Origin of the sequence: Ancylobacter sp. FA202 (assembly GCF_000380205.1) — a bacterium.
GTDB lineage: Bacteria > Pseudomonadota > Alphaproteobacteria > Rhizobiales > Xanthobacteraceae > Ancylobacter.
The window spans coordinates 2,968,056-2,989,426 of sequence record NZ_KB904818.1; the positions used below are offsets into that span (position 1 = coordinate 2,968,056).

Below are 21,371 nucleotides of genomic sequence, written 5' to 3' on the forward strand. Positions count from 1 at the left end.
GGCACAGAACTTGGATGGATCATCGGCATAGCCCTGGAGTGCCCGATGTCTTCCATCGCATTTGTCTCCGTTTCCAAACGCTACGGCGAGGTCGCTGCGGTCAGCCAGCTCGACCTCGCCTGCGCGTCGGGAGAAATGCTGGCGCTGCTCGGTCCCTCGGGCTGCGGCAAGAGCACGACACTGAAGATGGCGGCAGGCATTGAGGCCGTCTCCTCGGGCGAGATCTATTTCGGTGAGCGACCCGTTTCCCGCCTTGCGCCCGGTGCCCGCAACATCGCCATGGTGTTCGAGGACTACGCCCTCTATCCCCGCATGACCGTATGGGAAAACGTCGCCTTTCCGCTGAAGGTGCGCGGCATTACCGGCCAGCCGGCCGCGCAGCGTATCGGCGAGGTGCTGCAACTGCTCGGGCTGCGGCAGATGGCGGAGCAGGACGTGCGCGGACTTTCCGGCGGCGCCCAGCAGCGGGTGGCGATCGGTCGTGCCTTGGTTCGCGATCCCGATGTGATCCTGTTCGACGAGCCCCTCTCCCATCTCGATGCCGACCAGAAAGTGCAGCTGCGCGCCGAGATCAAACGGCTGCAGAAGCTCAGGCAGGTCACGTCAATCCTCGTCACCCATGACCAGACTGAGGCCATCGCCATGGCTGACCGGGTGGCGGTGATGAATCATGGCGTGCTCCAGCAGGTGGGAGCGCCGCAGGACCTCTATGAGCGCCCGGCCAACCTCTTCGTCGCCAACTTCATCGGCGAGCCGCCGATGAACCTGATGGAAGCCACCCTTGCCGAGGGAGGTCGCGTCGTCGGCGAGGGGTGGAGCGCGCGGCTCGGCCCGGTGCGCTTCAGCACGCTGCCGTCGGGCGGAAGCGCCATCATTGCCGGCATCCGCCCGGAAAACATCGCGGTGCGCGGGCCGGACGCCGCGGGGGAGGCGCGCGGCAGCATCGTCTATCGCGAGCCGCGCGGCGATGCCGATATTCTCACGGTCGCCCTCGACACGACGGGTGACGCGGCGGTGAAGCTCATCGCGGAAATCCCCGGCCCCGCGCGCTGGCGGGCGGGCGACCGGGTGACGCTGGGCATCGACGAGGCGCGACTGCTGGTCTTCGACGCGGTGAGCGGGCGAAACTGGGAGGTTCTGCCATGATCGCTTCGGTCCCGTCCGGGCTTGCCGCGCGTGGCATCTCCAAGCGCTTCGCCCATCAGGTCCTGCACAGTGTCGGCATCGACATCGCACCGGGCGAGCTGGTCGCCATCACCGGGCCGTCGGGCGCCGGCAAGTCGACCTTCTGCCGCATTCTCGCCGGGCTGGAACGGCCCGATGCCGGCAGTGTGACGCTGGGCGGGCGTGATCTCGCCAGCGTGCCGCCGCAACGGCGGCGCGTCGCGTTGATGTTCGAATCCTATGCGCTCTATCCGCACCTCACCGTGCGCGGCAATGCACTCTCCCCGCTGCAGGCGCCGGGCGGTCGACTCGATCCCGCAGGGGCTGCCGCGCGCGTCGACGAGGTGCTGGAATTGCTGGAAATACGTCATCTCGGCGAACGCCTGCCCGGTGCGCTCTCCGGCGGGCAGAAGCAGCGCGTGGCGCTTGCCCGCACCCTGGTGCAGGCGCCGGATCTGTACATTCTCGACGAGCCGATTTCCCATCTCGACGCCAAGCTGCGCCACAAGCTGCGGGGCGAAATCCGCCGCCGCCTCGCCCGCCAGGAGGCGCCAACCCTGTGGTCGACGCCGGACGGCATGGAGGCCCTCTCGGTTGGCGATCGTGTGGTGGTTATCGATGGCGGGCATGTCGAACAGGTCGGTACCCCGGAGGATATCTGGCAGCGGCCGGCGAGCACCCGGGTCGCCCGGCTTCTCGGCGATCCGCCGATGAATCTCATCGACGGGCAGTTGGCGCGCGAGAATGGCACGCTGTTCTTCACCCGCCGCGAGCTGCGCCTTGCCCTGCCGCCAGCCCTCGCCCGGGCGGCTGAGCAGGCGGGCAGCGAGGCGGTCAGTCTCGGCGTGCGACCAGACGACATCGCCTTCGCCGCACCCGACACAAGTGGCGCGGTCCGCGCCGAAATCTACTCCAACGAGCCGTTTGGAAAGCACGCCATCGTCACCCTCGATCTCGGCGCCCTGCTCGCCAAGGCGAAGACGAGCATGGCCATTGCCGCCTCCCTCGGGAGCGGCGCGGGCGATGGCATCGGCCGGCCGGTGGGACTGATGTTCCCGAAGGGCGGGCTCGCGCTTTTCGACGGGACGACGGGCCGCGCGCTGCCCGGCACTTGAAGCCGCTGACGATAAACAGAGGGAAAGAGCGATGAAGAGCAGGTTCTGGTGTTTCGCCGCCGCCTTGGCGGCCTCGACCATGCTGATGGCACCGGTGGCAAAGGTGCAGGCGGACGACACGTCCTTCTACGCCGAGGCGGCCAAGCCCTATAAGGGCAGCACGATCCGCGTGCTCGACGAGATCACGCCGCTGCAGGAAACCCTGTCCAAGATCGTGCCGGACTTCGAGAAGGAGACCGGGATCAAGGTGGAGTGGGAACTGCTCAACCATTTCGAGGTCATCAACAAGGGCCAGGCCGACATGCTGTCCGGCCGCGGCTATTATGACGCGATCATGCTGCACGGCTTCCAGCTCGGCCCGATGATCTCGGCCGGGGTGATCCGCCAACTCAACGATTTTGTCGCCGATCCGAAGCTCGCTAATCCGAACCTCAATTCGGCGGACTTCATCCAGAACCCGTTCAAGACTGCGGCGTTCGTCGGCGACAAGCAGTATTCGTTCATCAACTGGAACTACAACCAGATTTATTGGGCGCGCGCCGACCTGCTGAACGACCCCGGCGAGAAGGAGGCGTTCAAGGCCAAGTATGGCTATGAACTGGCGCCGGCCGCCACAATCGAGCAGATGCGCGACATCGCCGAATTCTTCACCCGCAAGAAGGGCGCGATGCTGGCCGGCAAGCCGCTGGAGAGCGACTTCTACGGCATCGTGCTTGAGGGCATCAAGGGCGGCTCGACCTTCCCGACGCTGTGGAACAACTTCGTCAAGAACTATGGCGGCAATCTTATCGACGCCAACGGCAAGCCGGACTTCGACAGCCCGCAGACCGTCGCCGCGCTGAAGATGTGGCACGAGCTATGGACCTTCGCCCCGCCCGGCATCGCTGAATACTCGCTGGTCGACGTTCCGACAGTGATGGGCAACGGTATCGCCGTGCAGTCAATCGCCTGGTCGGACTTCGTGCTCGGCATCGACAAGCCCGGCGTCTCGCCGCTCGCCGGCAAGTTCGTCTACGGCCCAATCCCGATCAAGGCCGGCTCGAAGGAGCGCTACGCCGAGGCCGAGCCGTCGGTCACCGTCATCAGTGCCGCCTCCAAGAGCCCCGAGGCCACCTTCATCTTCCTGCAGTGGCTCGCCGACAAGAAGCAGCAAGACAAGCTGATCGCGCTGGGGGCGGGCGGCGTGCCGATCCGAGAATCCTCCTGGGCGCTGCCGGCGATCACAGGCTCGGCCAATAAAACGCTCTACGTCGCGATGAAGGCGACCCTCGATGTCGCCGAGGCCAAGCCGAAGATGCCGAAATTCTACGAGATCTACGATGTTATGAGCGGCGTCGCGCAGGAAGTCGGCCTCGGTCGGATCTCGCCGGAAGAGGGCGCGAAAAAGGGCCAGGCGGAACTCCTCAAGCTCTGCACCAAATGCCTTCTGTGATCGACCTGCTGTGAACGATTGAACTGAACAGGCCGGCTCCCTCTCCCCGTCGGGGAGGGGGATGGGGTGAGGGGTTCGCGGGCCGATCATCCTCAGACCCCTCGACCTCGCTTCGCGGGGCGAGGTGATACGTGCCGCAACCCGGAGAGCGGACTTTCCATGGCAAGCGCAAGCGAGACGATCACTCCGGCGGAGGGCACTGTTGGGGCCCCGCGCGAGCGGCTCTGGTACCCGTACCTTCTCATTGCCCCGTCCATGCTCATGCTGGTCGTGGTGTCGCTCGTGCCGTTCCTCTACACGATCTATCTCAGCTTCCACGCCGCCAAGTTCGGCCGCGTTACCGACTTCATCGGCTTCGACAATTACGCGGTGCTGCTCACCGATCCCCGCTTCTGGAACTCCATCGGCGTCGCCGCCACTTTCGTGCTGATCGCGGTGCCGGTGGAATTCATGCTCGGGCTGGCCGGCGCGCTGGTGTTGAACCAGAATGTGCGGGGTCGTTCCATCCTCGTGCCGCTGCTGTTCATGCCGACTATGATGGCGCCGATCGTGGTCGGGCTGCTGTGGAAGATCATGCTGGCCGGCTCGTGGGGGTTCTTCTCCTACAATGTGCTGGAACGCTTCAATCTGCTTGAGGGCACCTCGGTCTTCGCCTCGCCGGAATTCGCGCTCTACGCGCTGATCTTCGTCGATATCTGGCAATGGACGCCCTTCATGATGCTGGCCTTCTTTGCCGGCCTGCAGGCGCTGCCCACCGGCCCCTATCGTGCGGCGGCGGTGGACGGGGCGAACCCGCTGCAGATGTTCTTCCACATCACCCTGCCGATGTTGACGCCGCTGCTGGCGGTCATCGGCCTGCTGCGCTTCATCGACGCCTTCAAGGTGTTCGACACCATCTACATTCTCACCGGTGGTGGGCCGGGCATCTCCACAGAGACGCCCTCCATCCTCGCCAACAAGATGACCTTCGAGTTCTGGAACATCGGCGAGGCCTCGGCGCTCGCGGTGCTGGTGTGGCTCGCCTTCTTCGCCTTCTGCAATGTCTTCTACCAGGTCGCCAAGAAGCGCCTGAACGCATTCTGAGGAACCGCGCCAATGGCCGAAGCACAAAGCCGCCCCGAAGGCTCCAAGGCTCTGCTCTGGACCAGCGTCACCGTGGTCTACGCCGCTATCATGCTGTTCCCCATCTTCTGGATGGCGTCGATGATGGTGAAGCCGAACGACGCCATGTTCGCCCGGCCGACCCAGTGGTTGTTCATGCCGACGCTGGAGCATTTCAGCTACGTGCTTGAGCACGGCTTTCACTGGTATCTTCTGACCTCGTTCCTGCTGTGCACGGTGTCCACGGCGCTGGTGGTCATCATCGGCACGCCGGCGGCCTATGCCTTTGCCCGCTTCGAGATGCGGGCGAAGGACGACCTGTTCCTGTTCATCCTGGCCTCGCGCATGGCGCCGCCCGTGTGTCTCGTCATTCCCTTTTACCTGATCTTCGCCAAGGTCGGCCTGCTCGACACGTTCCTCGGCCTGACCCTGGCCTACATGACCTTCAATCTCTCCTTCTACATCTGGGTGCTGCGCTCTTTCTGTCGCGATTTGCCTGTTGAGCTGGAGGAGGCGGCGGCACTGGAAGGCTGGTCGAAGCCGCAGATCTTCCGCCGCGTGGTGTTCCCGCTGCTGCGCAACGGCATCGTTGCCACCGCCGTGCTGTGCTTTATCTTCGCCTGGAACGAGTTCCTGTTCGCTTTCATGCTCGGCGGGCGGGCGGTGCAGACGCTGCCCGTTTCCATCCCCAAGCTCATCACCTCGCAGGGCGTGCGCTGGGGCGAGATGGCGGTGGTCGGCATGACCGCGCTCCTGCCCGTCCTCGCCGTGGTCTTTGTCTTGCAGCGTCACATCGTGCGCGGCCTCACCCTTGGGGCGGTGAAGGGATGATCGGAATGAACGGGATCAAGGCTCACAAGGACCCGAAGCTGCCGCCACCGATCGAGGTCGCGGAAGGGCCAGAATGGGTGGAGGCGCTGGCCCTCCTCGACCGCGACGTGGCGGAAACGCTCCTCGCCGCCGCCCGCACCCTCTACCCCCATGATGGCCTGCCCGAGCGGGTCTATCGGCGGGTCATTCTCCATTTCGACCGCATGGCGGCACACTCACCCGCTGCGGCGCAGTCCTTCGCCGAATTCGTCGACCGAGTGGACGCGGCCATGCCGCTACCCTTCCGCGAACTGTCGGAGAGCTATCGGGTGGCGGTGCTGAAGCGGTTGGAGGCCAGCACGTCGTTCCGGCTGGTCCAGCGTTCCACCGTCCGCTTCCTCTATGACGATGTCGAGGTCTGGCAGGCCTTTGGCTATGAGGGCGCCTCGGTGCATCTCGGTGGCTACGTGAACCGGGGCTTCAGCGATCTCAACTGGCTACCGGAACCACCGGCCGGCATCTGACTCCGCTCACATCAAGGGTCCCACGATGACACAATATGAACTCGACGATGCCGGCGTCGTCGTCATCATCGGTTCGGGCGCGGGCGGCGGTACGCTCGCCCATGAGCTGACCCGGCGCGGCGTCGACGTGGTGCTGCTGGAAGCCGGCAAGCATCTGACCGCCGAGGATTTCGTCAATGACGAGTGGGGCGGTTACGAGATGCTGTCCTGGCTGGACAAGCGCACGGCGTCGGGCGATTGGCGCGTTGCCCGCGACCATCCGGTAACGCCGAGCTGGAGCTGCCAGGTGGTGGGTGGCACCACCACGCACTGGTCCGGCTGCTGCTACCGCCTGATCGCTGACGAGATGCGCGCCCGCACCGTCTATGGCGACATATCAGGCGCCAGCCTGATCGACTGGCCGCTCACGCTCGATGAGTTGGAGCCCTATTACGACCTCGCCGAGGCCAAGATGGGCGTGACCCGCACCAATGGCCTGCCCGGACTGCCGGCGAACAACAACTTCAAGGTGATGTATGCCGGGGCGACGGCCTTGGGACTCAACGCCTCGACGGGTCGGCAGGCGATCAACCCCATCCCCTATGACGGTCGCCCGGCGACGATCCAGGATGGCTTCACGGTCACTGGCGACAAGGTCGGGTCGCGCTGGTCGACGCTGAATGTCGAGATCCCGCGTGCCCTCGCCACCGGCAAGCTGGAGCTGCGGCAGCGCAGCCGGGCCGTGTTCATCGAGCACGACGCGGCCGGCAAGGCGTCGGGCGTGGTCTATGTCGACGCCGCCGGCACGCGCCACCGCCAGAAGGCGCGGGCGGTGGTGCTGGCCGGCAATTGCGTGGAAAGCTCCCGCCTGCTGCTGCACTCCGCCAGCGGCCTGTTTCCGCACGGGCTGGCCAACGGCCATGGCACTGTCGGGCGCTATTATCTGCGCCACATCATCCAGACCGTGTGGTCGGTGTTCGACAAGCTGGTGAACATGCACCGCGGCGAGATCATGACCGGCATGGTCGACGATTTCGTCCGCCATGACCCGGCGCGGGGCTTTGCCGGCGGCTATTATGTTGAACTGAACTCCATGGGCCTGCCGACCACCGCGGCCTTCCTCGATCCGGGCTGGTGGGGGCGCGATTTCGCCGGCGTCATCGAGCAATATGCCCATATGGCCGGCATGCTGCTTTCCGGCGAGGACATGCCGCAGGCGGGCAACCGGATCACTCTGACCGACGAACTCGACGCCTTCGGCGTGCCGGTCGCCAACATCCATTACGACGAGCATCCCAACGACCTGAAGATGCGCAGCCATGGCTACAAGACCATGACCGCCATCCATCAGGCGGCGGGGGCCAAGCGCTCCATCGAGGCGCCGGCCTATCCCGCCAGCCACAATCTCGGCTCCAACCGCATGAGCGCGCGGGCCGAGGACGGTGTGCTCGACGGAAACGGCCGGGCGCATGAGGTACCGAACCTGTTCATCGCCGATGGCAGCGCCTTTGCCACCGGCGGCGCCTGCAACCCGACGCTGACCATCGTTGCGCTGTCGATCCGGCAGGCCGACTTCATCGCGGGCCAGATGGCGGCCGGCGCGCTGTGAGCGAGGACTTCACCGAACCGACGCTGGCCTATTGGCAGGAACTGACCGACGAGCCTCTCGCCCCCTTTTCCTTCAACCCGCCGCATCGCCATGGCTATCCGGTGCGGCTGGCGGATGGCCGCGTGCTGGTGCTGCCGCTGCGTCGCCTGCCCGACGGCGTTCATGCCGCCGCCTCGCTCATCGCCAACCAGGCCTCGCATGGGGTGGTGAGCGCCCTTGCCGATGCGATGGCGCAGGAGGCGCGAGCGCTCCAGGCGGACTGCGTGGTCGGCTTGCCGACCCTTGGCCTGTCCTTCGCCGCCCTCGTGGCGGAGCGGCTGGGCCAGCCGCGCTACGTTCCGCTCGGCTACTCCAAGAAATTCTGGTACCGCGACGACCTCTCCGAACCTGTCTCTTCCATCACCAGCCCGGAGGCGGGCAAGCGCCTTCGGCTCGACCCCAATCTCCTGCCGCTGGTCGATGCGCGTCGCGTGCTGCTGGTCGACGATGCGATCTCCACCGGGGCCACCGCGCTCGCCGCCTGCCGGCTTCTTGAGCGGGCCGGGGCACGCCTCGCCGGCATGGTGGTGGCGATGAAGCAGACCAATCGCTGGGTCGCTGCGATGCACGGAGTTCTCGCACCCGCGCAGGTTCGCGCCGCCTATGGCTGCCCGCTGTTCGCAATGCGTGCGGACGGCTGGTGGCCGGTCGAGGCTACTTTGCCTCGCACGCCCTGAACCCTCAACGGCCCTCGACCCGCGCCTCTCGTATCGCCTCCCATACCCGCGCGGGGGTGAGTGGCATGTCGAGATGGGTGATGCCGAGCGGGGCCAGCGCATCCACCACCGCATTGACGAAGGCGGGCGGCGCGCCGATGGCACCGGCTTCCCCCGCGCCCTTGATGCCCAGCGGGTTGGTTGTGCAGGGCACGTTGTGCGTGGCGACATCGAAGAAGGGCAGGTCGTCCGCGCGCGGCAGGCCGTAGTCCATGAACGAGCCCGACAGCAGCTGGCCGCTGTCGGGGTCGTACACCGTGCGTTCCATCATCGCCTGGCCGATGCCCTGGGCGATCCCGCCATGCACCTGCCCGCTCAGCACCAGCGGGTTGAGCGTGCGGCCGAAATCGTCGACCACCGTATAGCGCTCCACCGTGATATGGCCGGTTTCCGGCTCGACCGCGACCTCGCAGACATGGGCGCCGTTCGGGAAAGTGCCGGCCATCTGCTCGAAATCGCCGATGCCTTCGAGTCCGCCCACCTGCGCCGCGACCTCCAGCAGACCGATATGGCGGTTGGTGCCCGGCACGCGGAAGATGCCGGCATCGAAGTCCAGCTCGCGCTCGTCGACGGCGAGAAGGTGCGCGGCCTCCCGGCTCGCCTTGCCCAGCAACGCGCCGGTCGCGAGGCGCAGGGCGCCGCCGCCATGCACCATGGAACGAGAGGCGACCGTGCCACCGGCCGAGGGAAGGGGCTGCTCGGTGTCGCCGGTCTTCACCGCAATGCGCGAAGGCTCGATGCCCAGCGCCTCGGCGGTCATTTGCACATAGGTGGTCTCATGCCCCTGTCCGGTCGACTGGGTGCCGACATGGACAACGACATGGCCGTCGGCGCCGATCTGCACCACGGCGCCCTCTTTTCCCGGCACGCCAGTGCGCTCAATGTAATAGCCAAGCCCGATACCGCGCAGAAGGCCGTCGCCCTTCTCCCGCCGGGCGGCAAATCCGTCCCAGTCCGCCGCTTGCAGGCCGGCCTTCATCACACCGGCGAAATCACCCGAATCGTAGACAACGCCGGTCGCGGTGCGGTGCGGCATCTCCTCGGGCGCGATCATGTTGATCTCGCGCAGCGTGATCGGGCTGAGGCCGATCTCCCGCGCCGCCTTGTCAACCAGGCGCTCGATGAGATAGGCGGCCTCCGGGCGGCCGGCGCCGCGATAGGCGTCCATCGGCGCGTTGTTGGTGTAGGCGATGCGGACATCGGTGGCGACAACAGGGACGCGGTAGACCCCCGGTGCCATGGGCGGACCGGAGAGGGTGGGGCAGTAGACGCCGAAGGCGGAAAGCGCGCCGCCGGCGCTCGCCAGCGTTTCCACCTTCAGCGCGGTGAAGCGCGAGTCGGCGTCCAGCCCCAGCGTGGCGCGGGAAAGATTGTCGCGGCCCTGTGTGTCCGAAAGGAAGGCCTCGGCGCGGCTCGACTGCCAGCGCACCGGGCGGCCCAGCTTGCGCGCGGCGTAGAGCACGAGCGCCTGTTCGGGATAGGGAATGGCCTTCATTCCGAAGCCGCCGCCGACATCCGGGGTGATAACGCGCAACTGTGCCGCTGGCAGGCCGAATACGCCCTCGAACATGAAGTCGCGGACCATGTGGCTGCCCTGGCTGCCGGTGACGAGGGTGAACTGCCCCGTCGCCCCGTCAAAGAGGCCGATGGCGTTGCGCGGCTCCATCGAGGCGACGACGATGCGATTATTGACCAGTTCCAACTCCACCACCTGGGCGGAGGCCTGTAGAGCGGCGTCCACCGCCGCGATGTCGCCGAGCTGCCAGTGCAAAGCGAGATTGCCGGGGGCTTCGTCAAACAGCTGGGGTGCGTCGTCCGCCAGCGACGCTGCCGGCTCGACCACGGCGGGCAGATCGGCGATATCGAGTTCCACCGCCTCGGCGGCCTCAAGCGCGGCACGCGCCGTTTCCGCCACCACAAAGGCCACCGGCTCGCCGAGATAGCGCACCTTATCCACGGCCAGCAGCGTGTGCGCGGGCAGCGGCATGCGTCCGCCTTCCGCGTGGTCCAGCACGATGACGACGGGCAAGGCGCCGATGCCGTCGGCGGCGAGGTCCTGCGCGGTGTAGACCGCCAGCACGCCGGGCATCGCGCGGGCGGCCTCGGCATCCACCGCGTTGATCATCCCATGGGCGAGGGGCGAGCGCACCACGCAGGCGAAGGCCTCGCCCGCGAAACGGCAATCGTCGGTGAAGCGGCCGGCGCCGGTGATGAAGCGCAGATCCTCCACCCGGCGGAACGGCTGGCCAACCCCGAATTTCATGGCTTTCCCCTTCGGCTTCCCATCAGAGTGGCGCGCAACGCAGCAGCCTTGCCGCTGCATCTTTTCTAATCATTCTATCTATGTAAAGATAAGCACATATCGAACGATAGTGTCGATAATCGAATGAGATAGTGTTTTGCGGGAGCGATCCCGCGGGAGTTGCTAATGGGCGCCCTTGGGCACGATGGCGAGCGCGCGGATGATGTGAAGGCGCATAAAGGCGTCGGCGCCTCGGTTCGCCGCAAGGAGGACGCCCGCCTGCTTGCCGGGCGCGGGCGGTTCATTGGCGACATGCGATTTCCGGGCCAGCTGGAGGCGGCTTTCCTGCGCTCCTCGCTGGCTCATGCGCGGATCAAGGCGGTGCACATTCCGCCGCATCTGCACGGGCGCGCCTTCGTCCATGCCGACATGGCTGGGGTGAAGGACATTCTGGCAAAAACCGGGCTGCCAGGCTTTCGCGTCTCCGCCCAGCCCTCGCTGGCGAGCGGCAAGGTGCGGTTTGTCGGCGAGCCGGTGGTGATGGTGCTGGCGGAAACCCGGGCGCTTGCCGAGGATCTCTGCGAGGAGATCGAGGTTGAGTACGAGGAATTGCCGGCCAATGTCGACATGCTGCGCTCGGCCAAGGAAGGCGCCGCGCTGATCCACGAGGACTGGCCGGAAAACGTGTTCCTGGTCTCATCGACCGAGAAGAACTTCGACGAGTCTCTTCAGGACGCCCCGATCAAGGTGACGCGCGAGGTGCGGACCAGCCGGCAATGCATGGCGCCGCTGGAGGGCAAGGGCTGCATCGCCCTGTTCGACCGCACCTTCGAGCAGCTCACCCTGTGGACCTCGACCCAAATGCCGCACATCGTCCGCTCGGGGCTGGCCGAATGCCTGGGGCTCGACACCCGCAAGATCCGCGTCGTGGCGCCCGATGTCGGCGGCGGCTTTGGCTGGAAAGGCCTGCTGCAGCCGGAGGAAGTCTGCTGCGCCTGGGCATCGCTGAAGCTGGATCGCGCGGTGAAATGGCTGGAGGACCGGCGCGAGCATCTGGTCGCTGCCGCCAATTGCCGCGAGCATCATTATGTGATGACGGCTTATGCCGACACCGAGGGCCTCCTGCTCGGGCTGGAGGCGCAGGCGCATGTCGATGCCGGCGCCTATTCGGTCTACCCGTTCTCGGCCTGCCTCGAAGGGGCGCAGGTCGTGTCCAACCTGCCGGGCCCCTACAACCTGCCGGCCTATCGCTGCCGCACCTATTCCGTCTGCTCCAACAAGCCACCCATCGTGCCCTATCGCGGCGTGGCGCGCACCGGCGTGTGCACGGCGATGGAGCTGATGATCGACGCGGTGGCGCGCGCGGCCGGGCTAGAGCCCTATGAGGTGCGCCAGCGCAATCTGGTGCGTCCGGATCAGATGCCATTCACCTCGATCACCGGCAAGGATTTCGACATGGGCGACTACCCCGAGAGCCTGCGGCGGGCGTTCGCTATGGTCGGCCATGAGGGCGTTCGCGCCCGCCAGAAGGTGGGGGAGGCGGACGGGCGGCGCATCGGGCTCGGCTATGCCGTCTATTGCGAGCAGGGCGCGCACGGCACCTCTGTCTATCATGGCTGGGGCATTCCGATGGTGCCCGGCATCGAGTCCTGCGGTGCCCGGCTCACTCCGGATGGCACGTTGGAAGTCCGGATCGGCAGCCAGAGTCATGGTCAGTCGATGGAAACCACGCTGGCGCAGGTGGCCTGCGAGGTGCTGGGAATCGACCCAGATCTCGTGAACGTGGTCCATGGCGACACCGCCATGACGCCCTATTCCACCGGCACCTGGGGCTCGCGCTCGGCTGTTATGGCCGGCGGCGCGGTGGCGAGCGCCTGCGAGCGGCTCGCCGGGCGCATCGCGCGGATTGGGGCGCATCTGCTGCAGGCGCCGGTGGAGGCCGTGACGGTGCGCGACGCGCAGGTGGTCGGCCCGCAGGGCTCGGTGAGCTTCAGGGAGGTGGCGGCGACCTGGTATCTCGCGCCGCAGAACCTCCCTGCCGACATCGACCCGGACGGGCTGGACCTCGTTGCCGGCTACCGTCCGTCCGTGGACACGGGCACATTCTCCTACGCCGCCCATGCCTGCGTGGTCGCGGTGGCACCGGAAACCGGGGAGGTGGAGATCCTCGATTACGTCATCGTCGAGGATGGCGGCGTGCTGCTCAACCCGATGGTGGTGGACGGCCAGATCTATGGCGGCACGGCGCAGGGCATCGGCACAGCTCTCTATGAAGAGATGGCCTATGACGAGCACGGGCAGCCGCTGGCGTCGACCCTGGCCGACTACCTCCTTCCCGGTGCCGGCGAGATGCCGGATGTCCGCATCGCCCATATGGAGACGCCCTCGCCCAATACACGCTTTGGCCAGAAGGGCATCGGCGAGGGCGGCGCCATCGCCCCTCCGGCGGCGATTGGCAACGCCATCAACGACGCGCTGGCCGGGCTCGGCGTCGAGATGACCGTCTCGCCGATGACGCCGCGCCGGGTGCGCGAGGCGGTCGAGGCGGCCCGACAAAAGGCGACAGCGGAGAGGCTTGCGTCGTGAAGGCCGCGCGTTTCGACTATTTACGACCCGACGATCTTGCCGGCGCCACGGTCGCGCTGGCGGAGGGCCGCGCCCGGCCGATGGCCGGGGGGCAGAGCCTCGGCCCAATGCTCAATCTGCGCCTCGCCCGGCCGGGGCGCGTGGTCGATGTTTCCCACCTGCCTGAGCTGCGGCGCGTCGAGGCGCGGCCGGACGGCATCCTCTATGGCGCCGCGCTCACCCATGCCGAGTTCGAGGACGGTGCGGTACCGGATCCGACCCCGGGCTTTCTCGCCCGCGTAGCGCACGGCATCGCCTATCGCGCCGTGCGCAATCGCGGCACGATCGGCGGCAGCCTTGCCCATGCCGACCCCGCCGCCGACTGGCCGACGGCGCTGGCGGCGCTCGGCGCCCGCGTGCATCTTGCCGGACCTGCGGAGACGCGGGAATTGGCTGTCGACGAATTCATCCTCGGCGCCTTCGAGACGGCACTGGCACCTGGCGAGATCATCACCGGGGTTTTCGTGCCGCGCCGCTCGGCGCAGGCGCGCTTCGGCTATCGCAAGTCCTGCCGCAAGGTCGGGGAGTTTGCCGAAGCGATGTGCGCTGTGCTGGTCGACCGGGAGAGCGACGTGCAGCGCCTCGCCATCGGCGCCACCGAGGCGCGGCAACTGGTGTTTCCCGCGGCCCACGACGTCCTTCGCTCTCCCGCGCGTGTCGACGATATCCTGCGAGACGCCGGTCTGGCCGCCGATCCGGCCGCGTTCCGCCTCCGCCGCGAGGTCGTCCGGCAAGCCATTGCCGCGCTGGCAAGCGAAAGCCAGCCTGAAGGTCAGCCCGCATGAAGCCGATCCGTCTTTCCGTCAACGGCCGCGACATTGAGGCAGAGGTTGAGCCGCGCCAGCACCTTGCCGATTTCGTGCGCGAGGAGTTGTTGCTCACCGGGACGCATCTCGGCTGCGAGCACGGCGTGTGCGGAGCCTGCACCGTGCTGATCGATGGCGCGCCGGCGCGGGCCTGCATCGCCTTTCCCGTCGCGCTCGACGGTGCCGTCATCACCACGGTCGAGGGGCTGGTGGACGATCCTGTGACTGAGCGGCTGCGCAAGGCCTTCATGGTGGAGCACGGGCTGCAATGCGGGTTCTGCACGCCGGGCATGCTCATCATGGCGCGCGATATCGTGCTGCGGCGACCTGGCGCGGATGACGCCGCGATCCGCCACGAACTGGCGGGCAATCTGTGTCGCTGCACCGGCTATATCGGTATCATCCGCGCCATCCGGGCGGTGGCGGCCGAGCGCTGCGCGGCCGGCGAAGCGCCCGTAGTGACGCGCGGCGGGGCGGTCGTTCCCCCGCTCCACGTCTCGCCGCTGACCCTGCCGGTGGCACCGGCGCGACTTTCGGCTGTGGGGGATGAGCGCCTCGGCCGAGGTGAGGACGTGTCGGCCGCGAGTGCTGTGTTCGTTCCGGAGAAGCTGCGCAATCCGGTGGAGTTGGTGCAGGAGTTTGAGGTGCCGGCGCCGCGGGCACAGGTCTGGGCGCTGTTCCAGGACCCGGCGCAAGTGATCGGCTGCCTGCCGGGGGCGCGGCTGACGGCACCCAGCGACGGACGCACGGTGAACGCGGAAATGCTGGTGAAGCTCGGGCCGATCCAGGCCGCCTTTGGTGGCACGGGGGTGATCGCCGCTGATCCGGCGAACTGGACCGGAACGATCGACGGTGGCGGTGTCGATCGGCGCAGCGCAACGCGGGTGCAGGCGCGGCTTGTCTATGGCCTCGACGAGTTGCCGGGGGCGGCGGCGACCCGCGTCCGCGTGGAGGTCGCCTATGTGCTGCAGGGCCCGCTCGCCCAGATGAGCCGGGGAGCGCTCGCCCGCGACCTTGCCGCGCGTCTGACAGCGGCGTTCGCGACCCATCTCGCCGCCTTGCTGCGGGGCGAGGCAGCCGCGGCGCAGCCTGCTCCGCTCGATGCCGGATCGTTGCTGCTCTCGCTGGTGAAGGACTGGGTTCGGCGCCTGTTCCGGCGGGCGTGAAGGCCCGACCAACTCGCCTATCGATTTCAGCCCAGAAGGTCGATGTCGAGCTGTACGCAATCGCCGCGATAGACGATATCGGCGACATAGATCACCACGTCGTTCTCATCGGTGATGACCAGATGGGCCTCCACGGTGGGAAAGCCGATCCCGGTAGCGAGCAGGTTCGCCACGCGGGGCTCCACTGTGCCGACGATGAAGGATTGCCGGGCGCGCTTCACCTTCAGCCCCTCCAGCGAGGCCACCACGGCGATGGTGGGCTCGCGGTCGAAGCGGGCAGGGGCGAGCTCATAAAGCGCGGCGTCGAAATGCACCCGGGCGAAAGAATAAGGCTGCCCGCGCCGGGACTGCACGCTTTCCAGATAGCGGTAGCGCGCCGCCGGAGTGCCGTCTTCCGGCCGGATCGTCGGCGGGGCGGGAGGCGTCGCCACGGGGAGGAAGCGCGGAATATTGGCGCCGATGGTGCCGGCGAGCGAGTGCCATTTCAGATCCAGCTTCAGCCAGCGCTTATCCTCGACCGAGGCGGAGACGAAGGTGCCCTTGCCCTGGATCCGGCGCACCAGTCCCTCGCCCTGCAGCACTTCCACCGCCTGGCGCACGGTGACGCGCGCCACCTGAAACTCGGCTTCGAGTTCCTGCAGCGTTGAGATCTTCTCGTTGGGGCCCCATACGCCGTCCTCGATACGGCGGCGGATGACGCCGGCGATCTGCAGATAGCGCGGCACGGGGCTGCGGCGGTAATCGGGATTAACCGTCGCGGCGGGAGAATCCTTGAGCATGGGCGTATCGGTCCGCTCGTGCCGCCTTGGGCGGCGGCCTTTCGTCAGGGTAGAATCGGCGACGTCGTTCTATCTTCGGTATCATGTAATCCTATTCGCCGGGCGGGTTAGCTGCTTTCCAACGCCGTGACAACGCCCGAGATCAGATTCGCCTGGTGGAGCGCCGCCTCGTCGATGCGAGGGCCCTCGCGTACCGGCGCCAGCGAGGCGATCAGCCGGGCGATTTCCGCTTGCCGGGCGCGACGGGCCTCTTCGCCTTCGGCAACCGTGACCGCCTGGAAACGGATGATAGTCCCCGGCGTGAGCCCGCCGGCGAGGGGCAGATCGGCGGAAATGACGGTGGCAATCTTGGCATAGCCGCCAATGGTCTGGTGATCGACGAGCAGCAGGATGGGAAGGCCCGAGCCCGGCACCTGGATCGCTCCGGTGGCGATGCCGTCGGAGACGATGTCGGCGCCGCTCCGGAAGGCGAGCGGCGGGCCTTCCAGCCGCATTCCCATGCGGTCGGCCTCGTGCGAGATGCGGTAAGTCGTGGCGAAGAAGGCGTTGAGCGCTTCATCGGTGAAGGCGTCCGTCTGGGGGCCCGGCACGGCGCGCAAAGTGACCTCGCCGCTGGCGCGCGGCGGGGAGGGGAGTTCGAGGCAGGGGCCCTGCGACTCTCCCATGCCAAGGGGCAGCCTGTCGCCAGCGGCCAGTGCGCGGCCTTCATGCCCGCCAAAGCGGCCCTTCAGGTCGGTGGCGCGCGAGCCCAGCACGGGCGGCACGTCGACGCCCCCGGCGAAGGCCAGTACCGCGCAGCCGGAGCCGACAAGCGCACCCACCCGGACACGAGCGCCCTCGGGCACATCGATGGCGCGCCAGGCGCTGTAGCGCCGCATCTCGTCCCCTAGCGTGACCTCGATGCTCGCCAGCGCCCCTGCCAGCGCCAGCCTTGCCGGTCCGCCAATGACCTCGAATGCCGGGCCGGCAAGGCGGATCTCCAGTCCCGCCTGTGCCGCCTCATTGCCGACCAGCGCATTGGCGAGCCGCAGCGCGGTTCCGTCCAGCGCGCCGCAAACCGGCACGCCATAGGCCTGGAAACCGTGGCGTCCGAGATCCTGCACGGTCGTTTGCGGGCCGGGCTGGAGAATCTGGAGGCGTGCGCTCATGCCGGCCCCTCCTCCCTGGCCACGCTATAGCGGCCCTGCGCCACAGCCTCGGCGATCGTGGCATGCGCGTCCTCGCCCACCGGGACGAACCGCACACCGTCACCCGGCGCGAACAGGGTCGGCGGCGACTGTACCGGGTCGAAGAACCGCAGCGGCGTATGGCCGATGAGGTGCCAGCCCCCCGGCGATTCAACGGGGTAGATTCCGCTCATGCGCTGGGCGATGGCGACCGATCCCGGCGGCACCCGCACGCGCGGGCTGGTTCGGCGCGGCAGGTCGAGCGCCTCCGGCAAGTCGCCGAGGTAGGCGAAACCCGGCAGGAAGCCCTGCACATAGATCCGGTAGAGCGCGCCGGCATGGAGGGCGATGACCTCCGCTTCGCCAAGGCCCGTCGCCGCCGCGACCTCGGCGAGATCCGGCCCCGCCCCTCCGCCATAGAGCACCGGAATACGCCAAATGCGCGCGGGGGCTCGGCTGGCCTCGTCCTCCAGTTCCAGCGCGCCGATCAACTCCTGCAACGCCTTGGCACTGGTGCGGAGCGGATCGTAATGCACCAGCAGCGAGCGGAAGCTCGGAACGGTTTCCACCATGCCCTCCGGCCGCGTCTCGGCCAGCAGGGCGGCGGTACGGTGGACCAGCGCGTTGATCGCCGGATCGATACGGTCCCCGAATTCGACGGCGAAAGCGGTGTCGCCCACGGGCAGGAAGCGCGCCCGGGCGTCGATCCGCTTGGCCGTCATCGCCTCTCCGCCCACCATCCCTGCCTCCGCCGCCGCCACGCGCATTGCCGGCGTCCGCCAATCATACTAATGTTAGTATGTTTCGACTTGAAATGCATGATTATATAATGTGTTAATGTCAACAGGGCATAGGATATCGGAGGCTAGCCGTGGCGAAGCGCATGAATATCAACGCCGATATGGGCGAAGGCTACGGCCATTACGACATAGGCAATGACGACGCGATCCTGAAGATCGTCAAGAGCGTCAATGTCGCCTGCGGCCAGCATGCCGGCGATGCCACTGTAATGCGCGACGTGTGCCTCAAGGCCAAGGCGAACGGCGTCTCGGTCGGCGCGCATCCCGGCTTTAACGATATCTGGGGTTTCGGCCGGCGGCAGATTCGCATGAATGCCGACGATCTCGAATATCTCGTCGCTTATCAGCTCGGCGCGCTCGCCGGCATGGCGGCCTATGCCGGCGTTAAGGTCACGCATGTGAAGCCGCATGGCGCGCTCAACAACATGTGCGCCGTGGACAAGGATTATGCGCGCGCCATTGGCCGCGCCATCAAGGTGGTCGACCCCACGCTTTATTACCTCGCTTTGTCGGGCACAGAGATGGAGAAGGCGGCGATCGATCTCGGCGTGCCGCTGTCGCGGGAAGCCTTCATCGACCGGCTCTACGAGGATGACGGCAATCTGCGCTCGCGGGTTCATGCGGATTCGATGATCCGCGACCCCAAGGTCGCCTCGGAGCGGGTCGTTCGCATGGTGCTGGATGGCGAGATCATTTCGGTGAACGGCAAGAAGATGCCGACGACATTCGATTCGCTCTGCGTGCATGGCGATGAGCCGAGCGCCATTGCGGTGGCATCCGCCTGCTGCGAGGCATTGCGCGCGGCTGGGGTCGAGCTCGTCACTCTGCCTGAGATGATGGCGGGCTGAGCCGATGGCCGGCGCGCGAGGAGGGGAGATCGTGCAGGCGGACGTGCGCCTCGACGAAGAGTGCGCCCTCGCGCTCTCGGACGACACCGATCTCGCCGGGCTGATGGCGCGGGCAGCTCGGCTGCGTGATGCTGGCTTCGGCGACACCGTCACGGTTTCGCGCAAGGTGTTCATCCCGCTCACCCAGCTCTGCCGGGATGTCTGCCACTACTGCACCTTCGCCCACCCGCCCCGAAGGGGACAGCGCGCCTTCCTCAGCCCCGACGAGGTGCTGGAGATCGCCCGCGCCGGCGCGCGGATGGGCTGCGACGAGGCGCTGTTTACGCTCGGCGACAAGCCGGAGCGGCGCTACGGCGTGGCGCGCGAGGAACTGGCAGCGCTCGGCCATGCCAGCACGCTCTCCTATCTGCGCGCCATGGCGGCGCTGGTGCTGGAGGAGACCGGGCTGCTACCCCACCTCAATGCCGGGGTGATGGACGAGGCGGAACTCGCCGGCCTGCGCGAGGTGTCGGCCTCCCAGGGGCTGATGATCGAGACCACCGCCGAGCGTCTCTCCGCCCGTGGCGGCCCGCATTTCGGCTCGCCCGACAAGCTGCCCGCCGCGCGTCTCGCCACGCTGGAGGCGGCGGGCAGGGCGCGGGTGCCCTTTACCACCGGCCTGCTCATCGGCATCGGCGAGACCCGCCGCGAACGGATCGAGGCGCTGCTCGCCATACGAGGCTCGCATGAGCGGCACGGCCATGTGCAGGAAGTCATCATCCAGAACTTCCGCGCCAAGGCCGGCACCCGCATGGCAAATGCGCCCGAGCCCTCGCTGGAGGATCATTTGTGGACGGTGGCGGTGGCGCGGCTCATCCTTGGGCCCGATGTCTCGATCCAGGCCCCGCCTAATCTCCAGCCCGACGGGCTGAAGGCGCTGATCGACGCCGGCATCAATGATTGGGGCGGGGTGTCGCCGGTGACGCCCGATCATGTGAACCCGGAGGCGCCGTGGCCGGCGCTGGCGATGCTCGGCGCCGTGACGGCGCGCGCGGGCAAGGTGCTCGCGCCCCGTCTCGCGACTTATCCCGCCTATATCGCCGCGCGAGCGACTTGGCTCGACGCCCGCGTCGCCCCTCATGTGCTGCACCGTGCCGACGCGGCCGGCCTTGCCCAGGAAAGCGGCTGGCGGGTCGGGATCGCGGGCGAGAGCGCGGTGGTGATCGACTGGCCGGCCGCGCCGGCATTACCCGGGCCGGACAGTGCGCTCGATGCCCTCCTCGACCGCGCCTTCGCCGGGCGCGAACTGGACGAGGCGCATATCGCCCGCCTGTTCGACGCGCGCGGCGACCGCGCTCGGCGGGTCTTCGAGGCCGCCGATGCGCTGCGCCGGGAGGCGGTGGGCGACACGGTCTCCTATGTTGTCACCCGCAACATCAACTACACCAATGTCTGCGCCTATACGTGCGGCTTCTGCGCCTTCTCCAAGGGCCGGCAGAACCAGCATCTGCGCGGCAGGGCCTATGAGCTCGACCTGGCCGAGATCCAGCGCCGCACGCGGGAGGCCTGGGCGCGCGGCGCCACCGAAGTGTGCATGCAGGGTGGCATCCACCCGGATTTCTCCGGCGAGACCTATCTCGCCATCCTGAGCGCGGTGAAGGAAGCCGTGCCGGACATGCATGTGCACGCCTTCTCGGCGCTGGAGGTGCGCCACGGTGCGGCGACGCTCAGCCTTCCGGTGCCGGAATTTCTGGTTCGCCTGAAGGAGGCCGGGCTCGGCAGCCTGCCCGGCACGGCAGCGGAAATCCTGGATGACGAGGTGCGCGCGCTGATCTGCCCGGACAAGCTGACCACGCAGGAATGGCTGGAAACGGTGCGCGACGCCCATCGCGCCGGCCTTCATACCACATCGACCATCATGTTCGGCCATGTCGACAGCTACCGACACTGGGCGCGCCATTTGCTGCGCCTGCGCCGCCTGCAAAGCGAGACCGGCGGCATCACTGAATTCGTGCCGTTGCCTTTCCTGCACATGGAGGCGCCGCTGTACCTGAAGGGCGGCACCCGCCAAGGGCCGAGCCGGCGCGAGGCCCTGCTGATGCATGCGGTGGGGCGGCTGGCGCTGCATCCGCTGATCCCGAACATCCAGGCCTCCTGGGTGAAGCTGGGTGCGGGCGGCCTTGTCGAGGCGCTGCAGGTGGGCGCCAACGACATTGGCGGCACGCTGATGGATGAATCGATCAGCCGCGCTGCCGGCGGCGCGCATGGGCAGGAGTTTCCGCCCGACCGGATGGAAGCCGCGATCAGCGCCGCCGGCCGGCTGGCCCGCCAGCGCACCACGCTCTACGCGGATGCTCCCTCACGGCAGAAGCAGCGCTCCTACGCCGCCGAGCCGCTGAGCCCCCGGATTGAGCCGGCGGCCGGGAAGCGAGCGAGGGCGGGAAGCCTGACCGCGCTGCGGGGGTAGGCGG

General features: G+C 67.4%; 17 protein-coding genes. 13 read left to right on the forward strand and 4 right to left on the reverse strand.

What is annotated here, in order from left to right; genetic code table 11:
* Positions 1–45: 45 nt before the first annotated feature.
* The 8 genes from A3M1_RS0113510 (at position 46) to A3M1_RS0113545 (ending at position 8,450) form a co-directional block, all read left to right on the forward strand.
* On the forward strand, positions 46–1,146 hold the full coding sequence (locus A3M1_RS0113510; RefSeq protein ID WP_018389510.1) for an ABC transporter ATP-binding protein: 1,101 nt from the start codon (positions 46–48) through the stop codon (positions 1,144–1,146).
* The gene (locus A3M1_RS0113515; protein ID WP_018389511.1) at positions 1,143–2,279 is read left to right on the forward strand and encodes an ABC transporter ATP-binding protein; all 1,137 of its coding nucleotides are present in this window, start codon (positions 1,143–1,145) and stop codon (positions 2,277–2,279) included. The genes A3M1_RS0113510 and A3M1_RS0113515 overlap by 4 nt, the downstream gene beginning before the upstream one ends.
* A gap of 31 nt (positions 2,280–2,310) precedes the next feature.
* Positions 2,311–3,711: an extracellular solute-binding protein gene (locus A3M1_RS0113520; RefSeq protein ID WP_018389512.1), complete on the forward strand. Its 1,401-nt coding sequence runs from the start codon at positions 2,311–2,313 to the stop codon at positions 3,709–3,711.
* 159 nt (positions 3,712–3,870) lie between these two features.
* On the forward strand, positions 3,871–4,794 hold the full coding sequence (locus A3M1_RS0113525; protein ID WP_245261669.1) for a carbohydrate ABC transporter permease: 924 nt from the start codon (positions 3,871–3,873) through the stop codon (positions 4,792–4,794).
* A 12-nt stretch (positions 4,795–4,806) separates the two neighbouring features.
* Positions 4,807–5,643: a carbohydrate ABC transporter permease gene (locus A3M1_RS0113530; RefSeq protein WP_018389514.1), complete on the forward strand. Its 837-nt coding sequence runs from the start codon at positions 4,807–4,809 to the stop codon at positions 5,641–5,643.
* Between the two features lie 5 nt (positions 5,644–5,648).
* Positions 5,649–6,146, forward strand: a complete 498-nt coding sequence (locus A3M1_RS0113535) for a hypothetical protein (protein ID WP_018389515.1) — start codon at positions 5,649–5,651, stop codon at positions 6,144–6,146.
* 25 nt (positions 6,147–6,171) lie between these two features.
* Positions 6,172–7,734, forward strand: coding sequence for a GMC family oxidoreductase (locus tag A3M1_RS0113540; RefSeq protein ID WP_018389516.1), 1,563 nt, complete (start codon positions 6,172–6,174; stop codon positions 7,732–7,734).
* On the forward strand, positions 7,731–8,450 hold the full coding sequence (locus A3M1_RS0113545) for a phosphoribosyltransferase (protein WP_018389517.1): 720 nt from the start codon (positions 7,731–7,733) through the stop codon (positions 8,448–8,450). The genes A3M1_RS0113540 and A3M1_RS0113545 overlap by 4 nt, the downstream gene beginning before the upstream one ends.
* A 4-nt stretch (positions 8,451–8,454) precedes the next feature.
* On the opposite strand, the gene A3M1_RS0113550 is transcribed toward A3M1_RS0113545, so the two are convergent.
* Positions 8,455–10,752, reverse strand: coding sequence for a xanthine dehydrogenase family protein molybdopterin-binding subunit (locus tag A3M1_RS0113550; RefSeq protein WP_018389518.1), 2,298 nt, complete (start codon positions 10,750–10,752; stop codon positions 8,455–8,457).
* Between the two features lie 165 nt (positions 10,753–10,917).
* Between A3M1_RS0113550 and A3M1_RS0113555 the strand changes: the two genes are divergently transcribed.
* The 3 genes from A3M1_RS0113555 to A3M1_RS0113565 are packed head-to-tail and all read left to right on the forward strand — an operon-like array spanning position 10,918 to position 15,328.
* Complete coding sequence (locus A3M1_RS0113555) at positions 10,918–13,317, forward strand: xanthine dehydrogenase family protein molybdopterin-binding subunit (protein ID WP_018389519.1); 2,400 nt, start codon at positions 10,918–10,920, stop codon at positions 13,315–13,317.
* Positions 13,314–14,141: a xanthine dehydrogenase family protein subunit M gene (locus tag A3M1_RS0113560; protein WP_018389520.1), complete on the forward strand. Its 828-nt coding sequence runs from the start codon at positions 13,314–13,316 to the stop codon at positions 14,139–14,141. The genes A3M1_RS0113555 and A3M1_RS0113560 overlap by 4 nt, the downstream gene beginning before the upstream one ends.
* Entirely contained in the window at positions 14,138–15,328 is a 1,191-nt protein-coding gene (locus A3M1_RS0113565; RefSeq protein WP_018389521.1) for a 2Fe-2S iron-sulfur cluster-binding protein, read from the forward strand. Before A3M1_RS0113560 ends, A3M1_RS0113565 begins: the two co-directional genes overlap by 4 nt.
* A 26-nt stretch (positions 15,329–15,354) precedes the next feature.
* Here the strand turns inward: A3M1_RS0113565 and A3M1_RS0113570 are convergent, their stop codons facing one another.
* The 3 genes from A3M1_RS0113570 to pxpB all read right to left on the reverse strand — a co-directional run bounded on the left by A3M1_RS0113570 (position 15,355) and on the right by pxpB (position 17,995).
* Complete coding sequence (locus tag A3M1_RS0113570; protein ID WP_018389522.1) at positions 15,355–16,107, reverse strand: GntR family transcriptional regulator; 753 nt, start codon at positions 16,105–16,107, stop codon at positions 15,355–15,357.
* A gap of 107 nt (positions 16,108–16,214) precedes the next feature.
* On the reverse strand, positions 16,215–17,255 hold the full coding sequence (locus A3M1_RS0113575; RefSeq protein WP_018389523.1) for a biotin-dependent carboxyltransferase family protein: 1,041 nt from the start codon (positions 17,253–17,255) through the stop codon (positions 16,215–16,217).
* Positions 17,252–17,995 carry a 5-oxoprolinase subunit PxpB gene (gene pxpB / locus A3M1_RS0113580; RefSeq protein WP_245261670.1) on the reverse strand — a complete coding sequence of 248 codons (744 nt, stop codon included), beginning with the start codon at positions 17,993–17,995 and terminating at the stop codon, positions 17,252–17,254. The genes A3M1_RS0113575 and pxpB overlap by 4 nt, the downstream gene beginning before the upstream one ends.
* Positions 17,996–18,156: 161 nt before the next feature.
* Here pxpB and A3M1_RS0113585 point away from each other — a divergent pair, with 161 nt between their 5' ends.
* Positions 18,157–18,921, forward strand: a complete 765-nt coding sequence (locus tag A3M1_RS0113585; RefSeq protein ID WP_018389525.1) for a 5-oxoprolinase subunit PxpA — start codon at positions 18,157–18,159, stop codon at positions 18,919–18,921.
* A gap of 4 nt (positions 18,922–18,925) precedes the next feature.
* Positions 18,926–21,367 (forward strand): 5-amino-6-(D-ribitylamino)uracil--L-tyrosine 4-hydroxyphenyl transferase CofH, encoded by a 2,442-nt coding sequence (gene cofH, locus A3M1_RS0113590; protein ID WP_018389526.1) that lies wholly within the window; start codon positions 18,926–18,928, stop codon positions 21,365–21,367.
* Positions 21,368–21,371 lie beyond the last annotated feature (4 nt).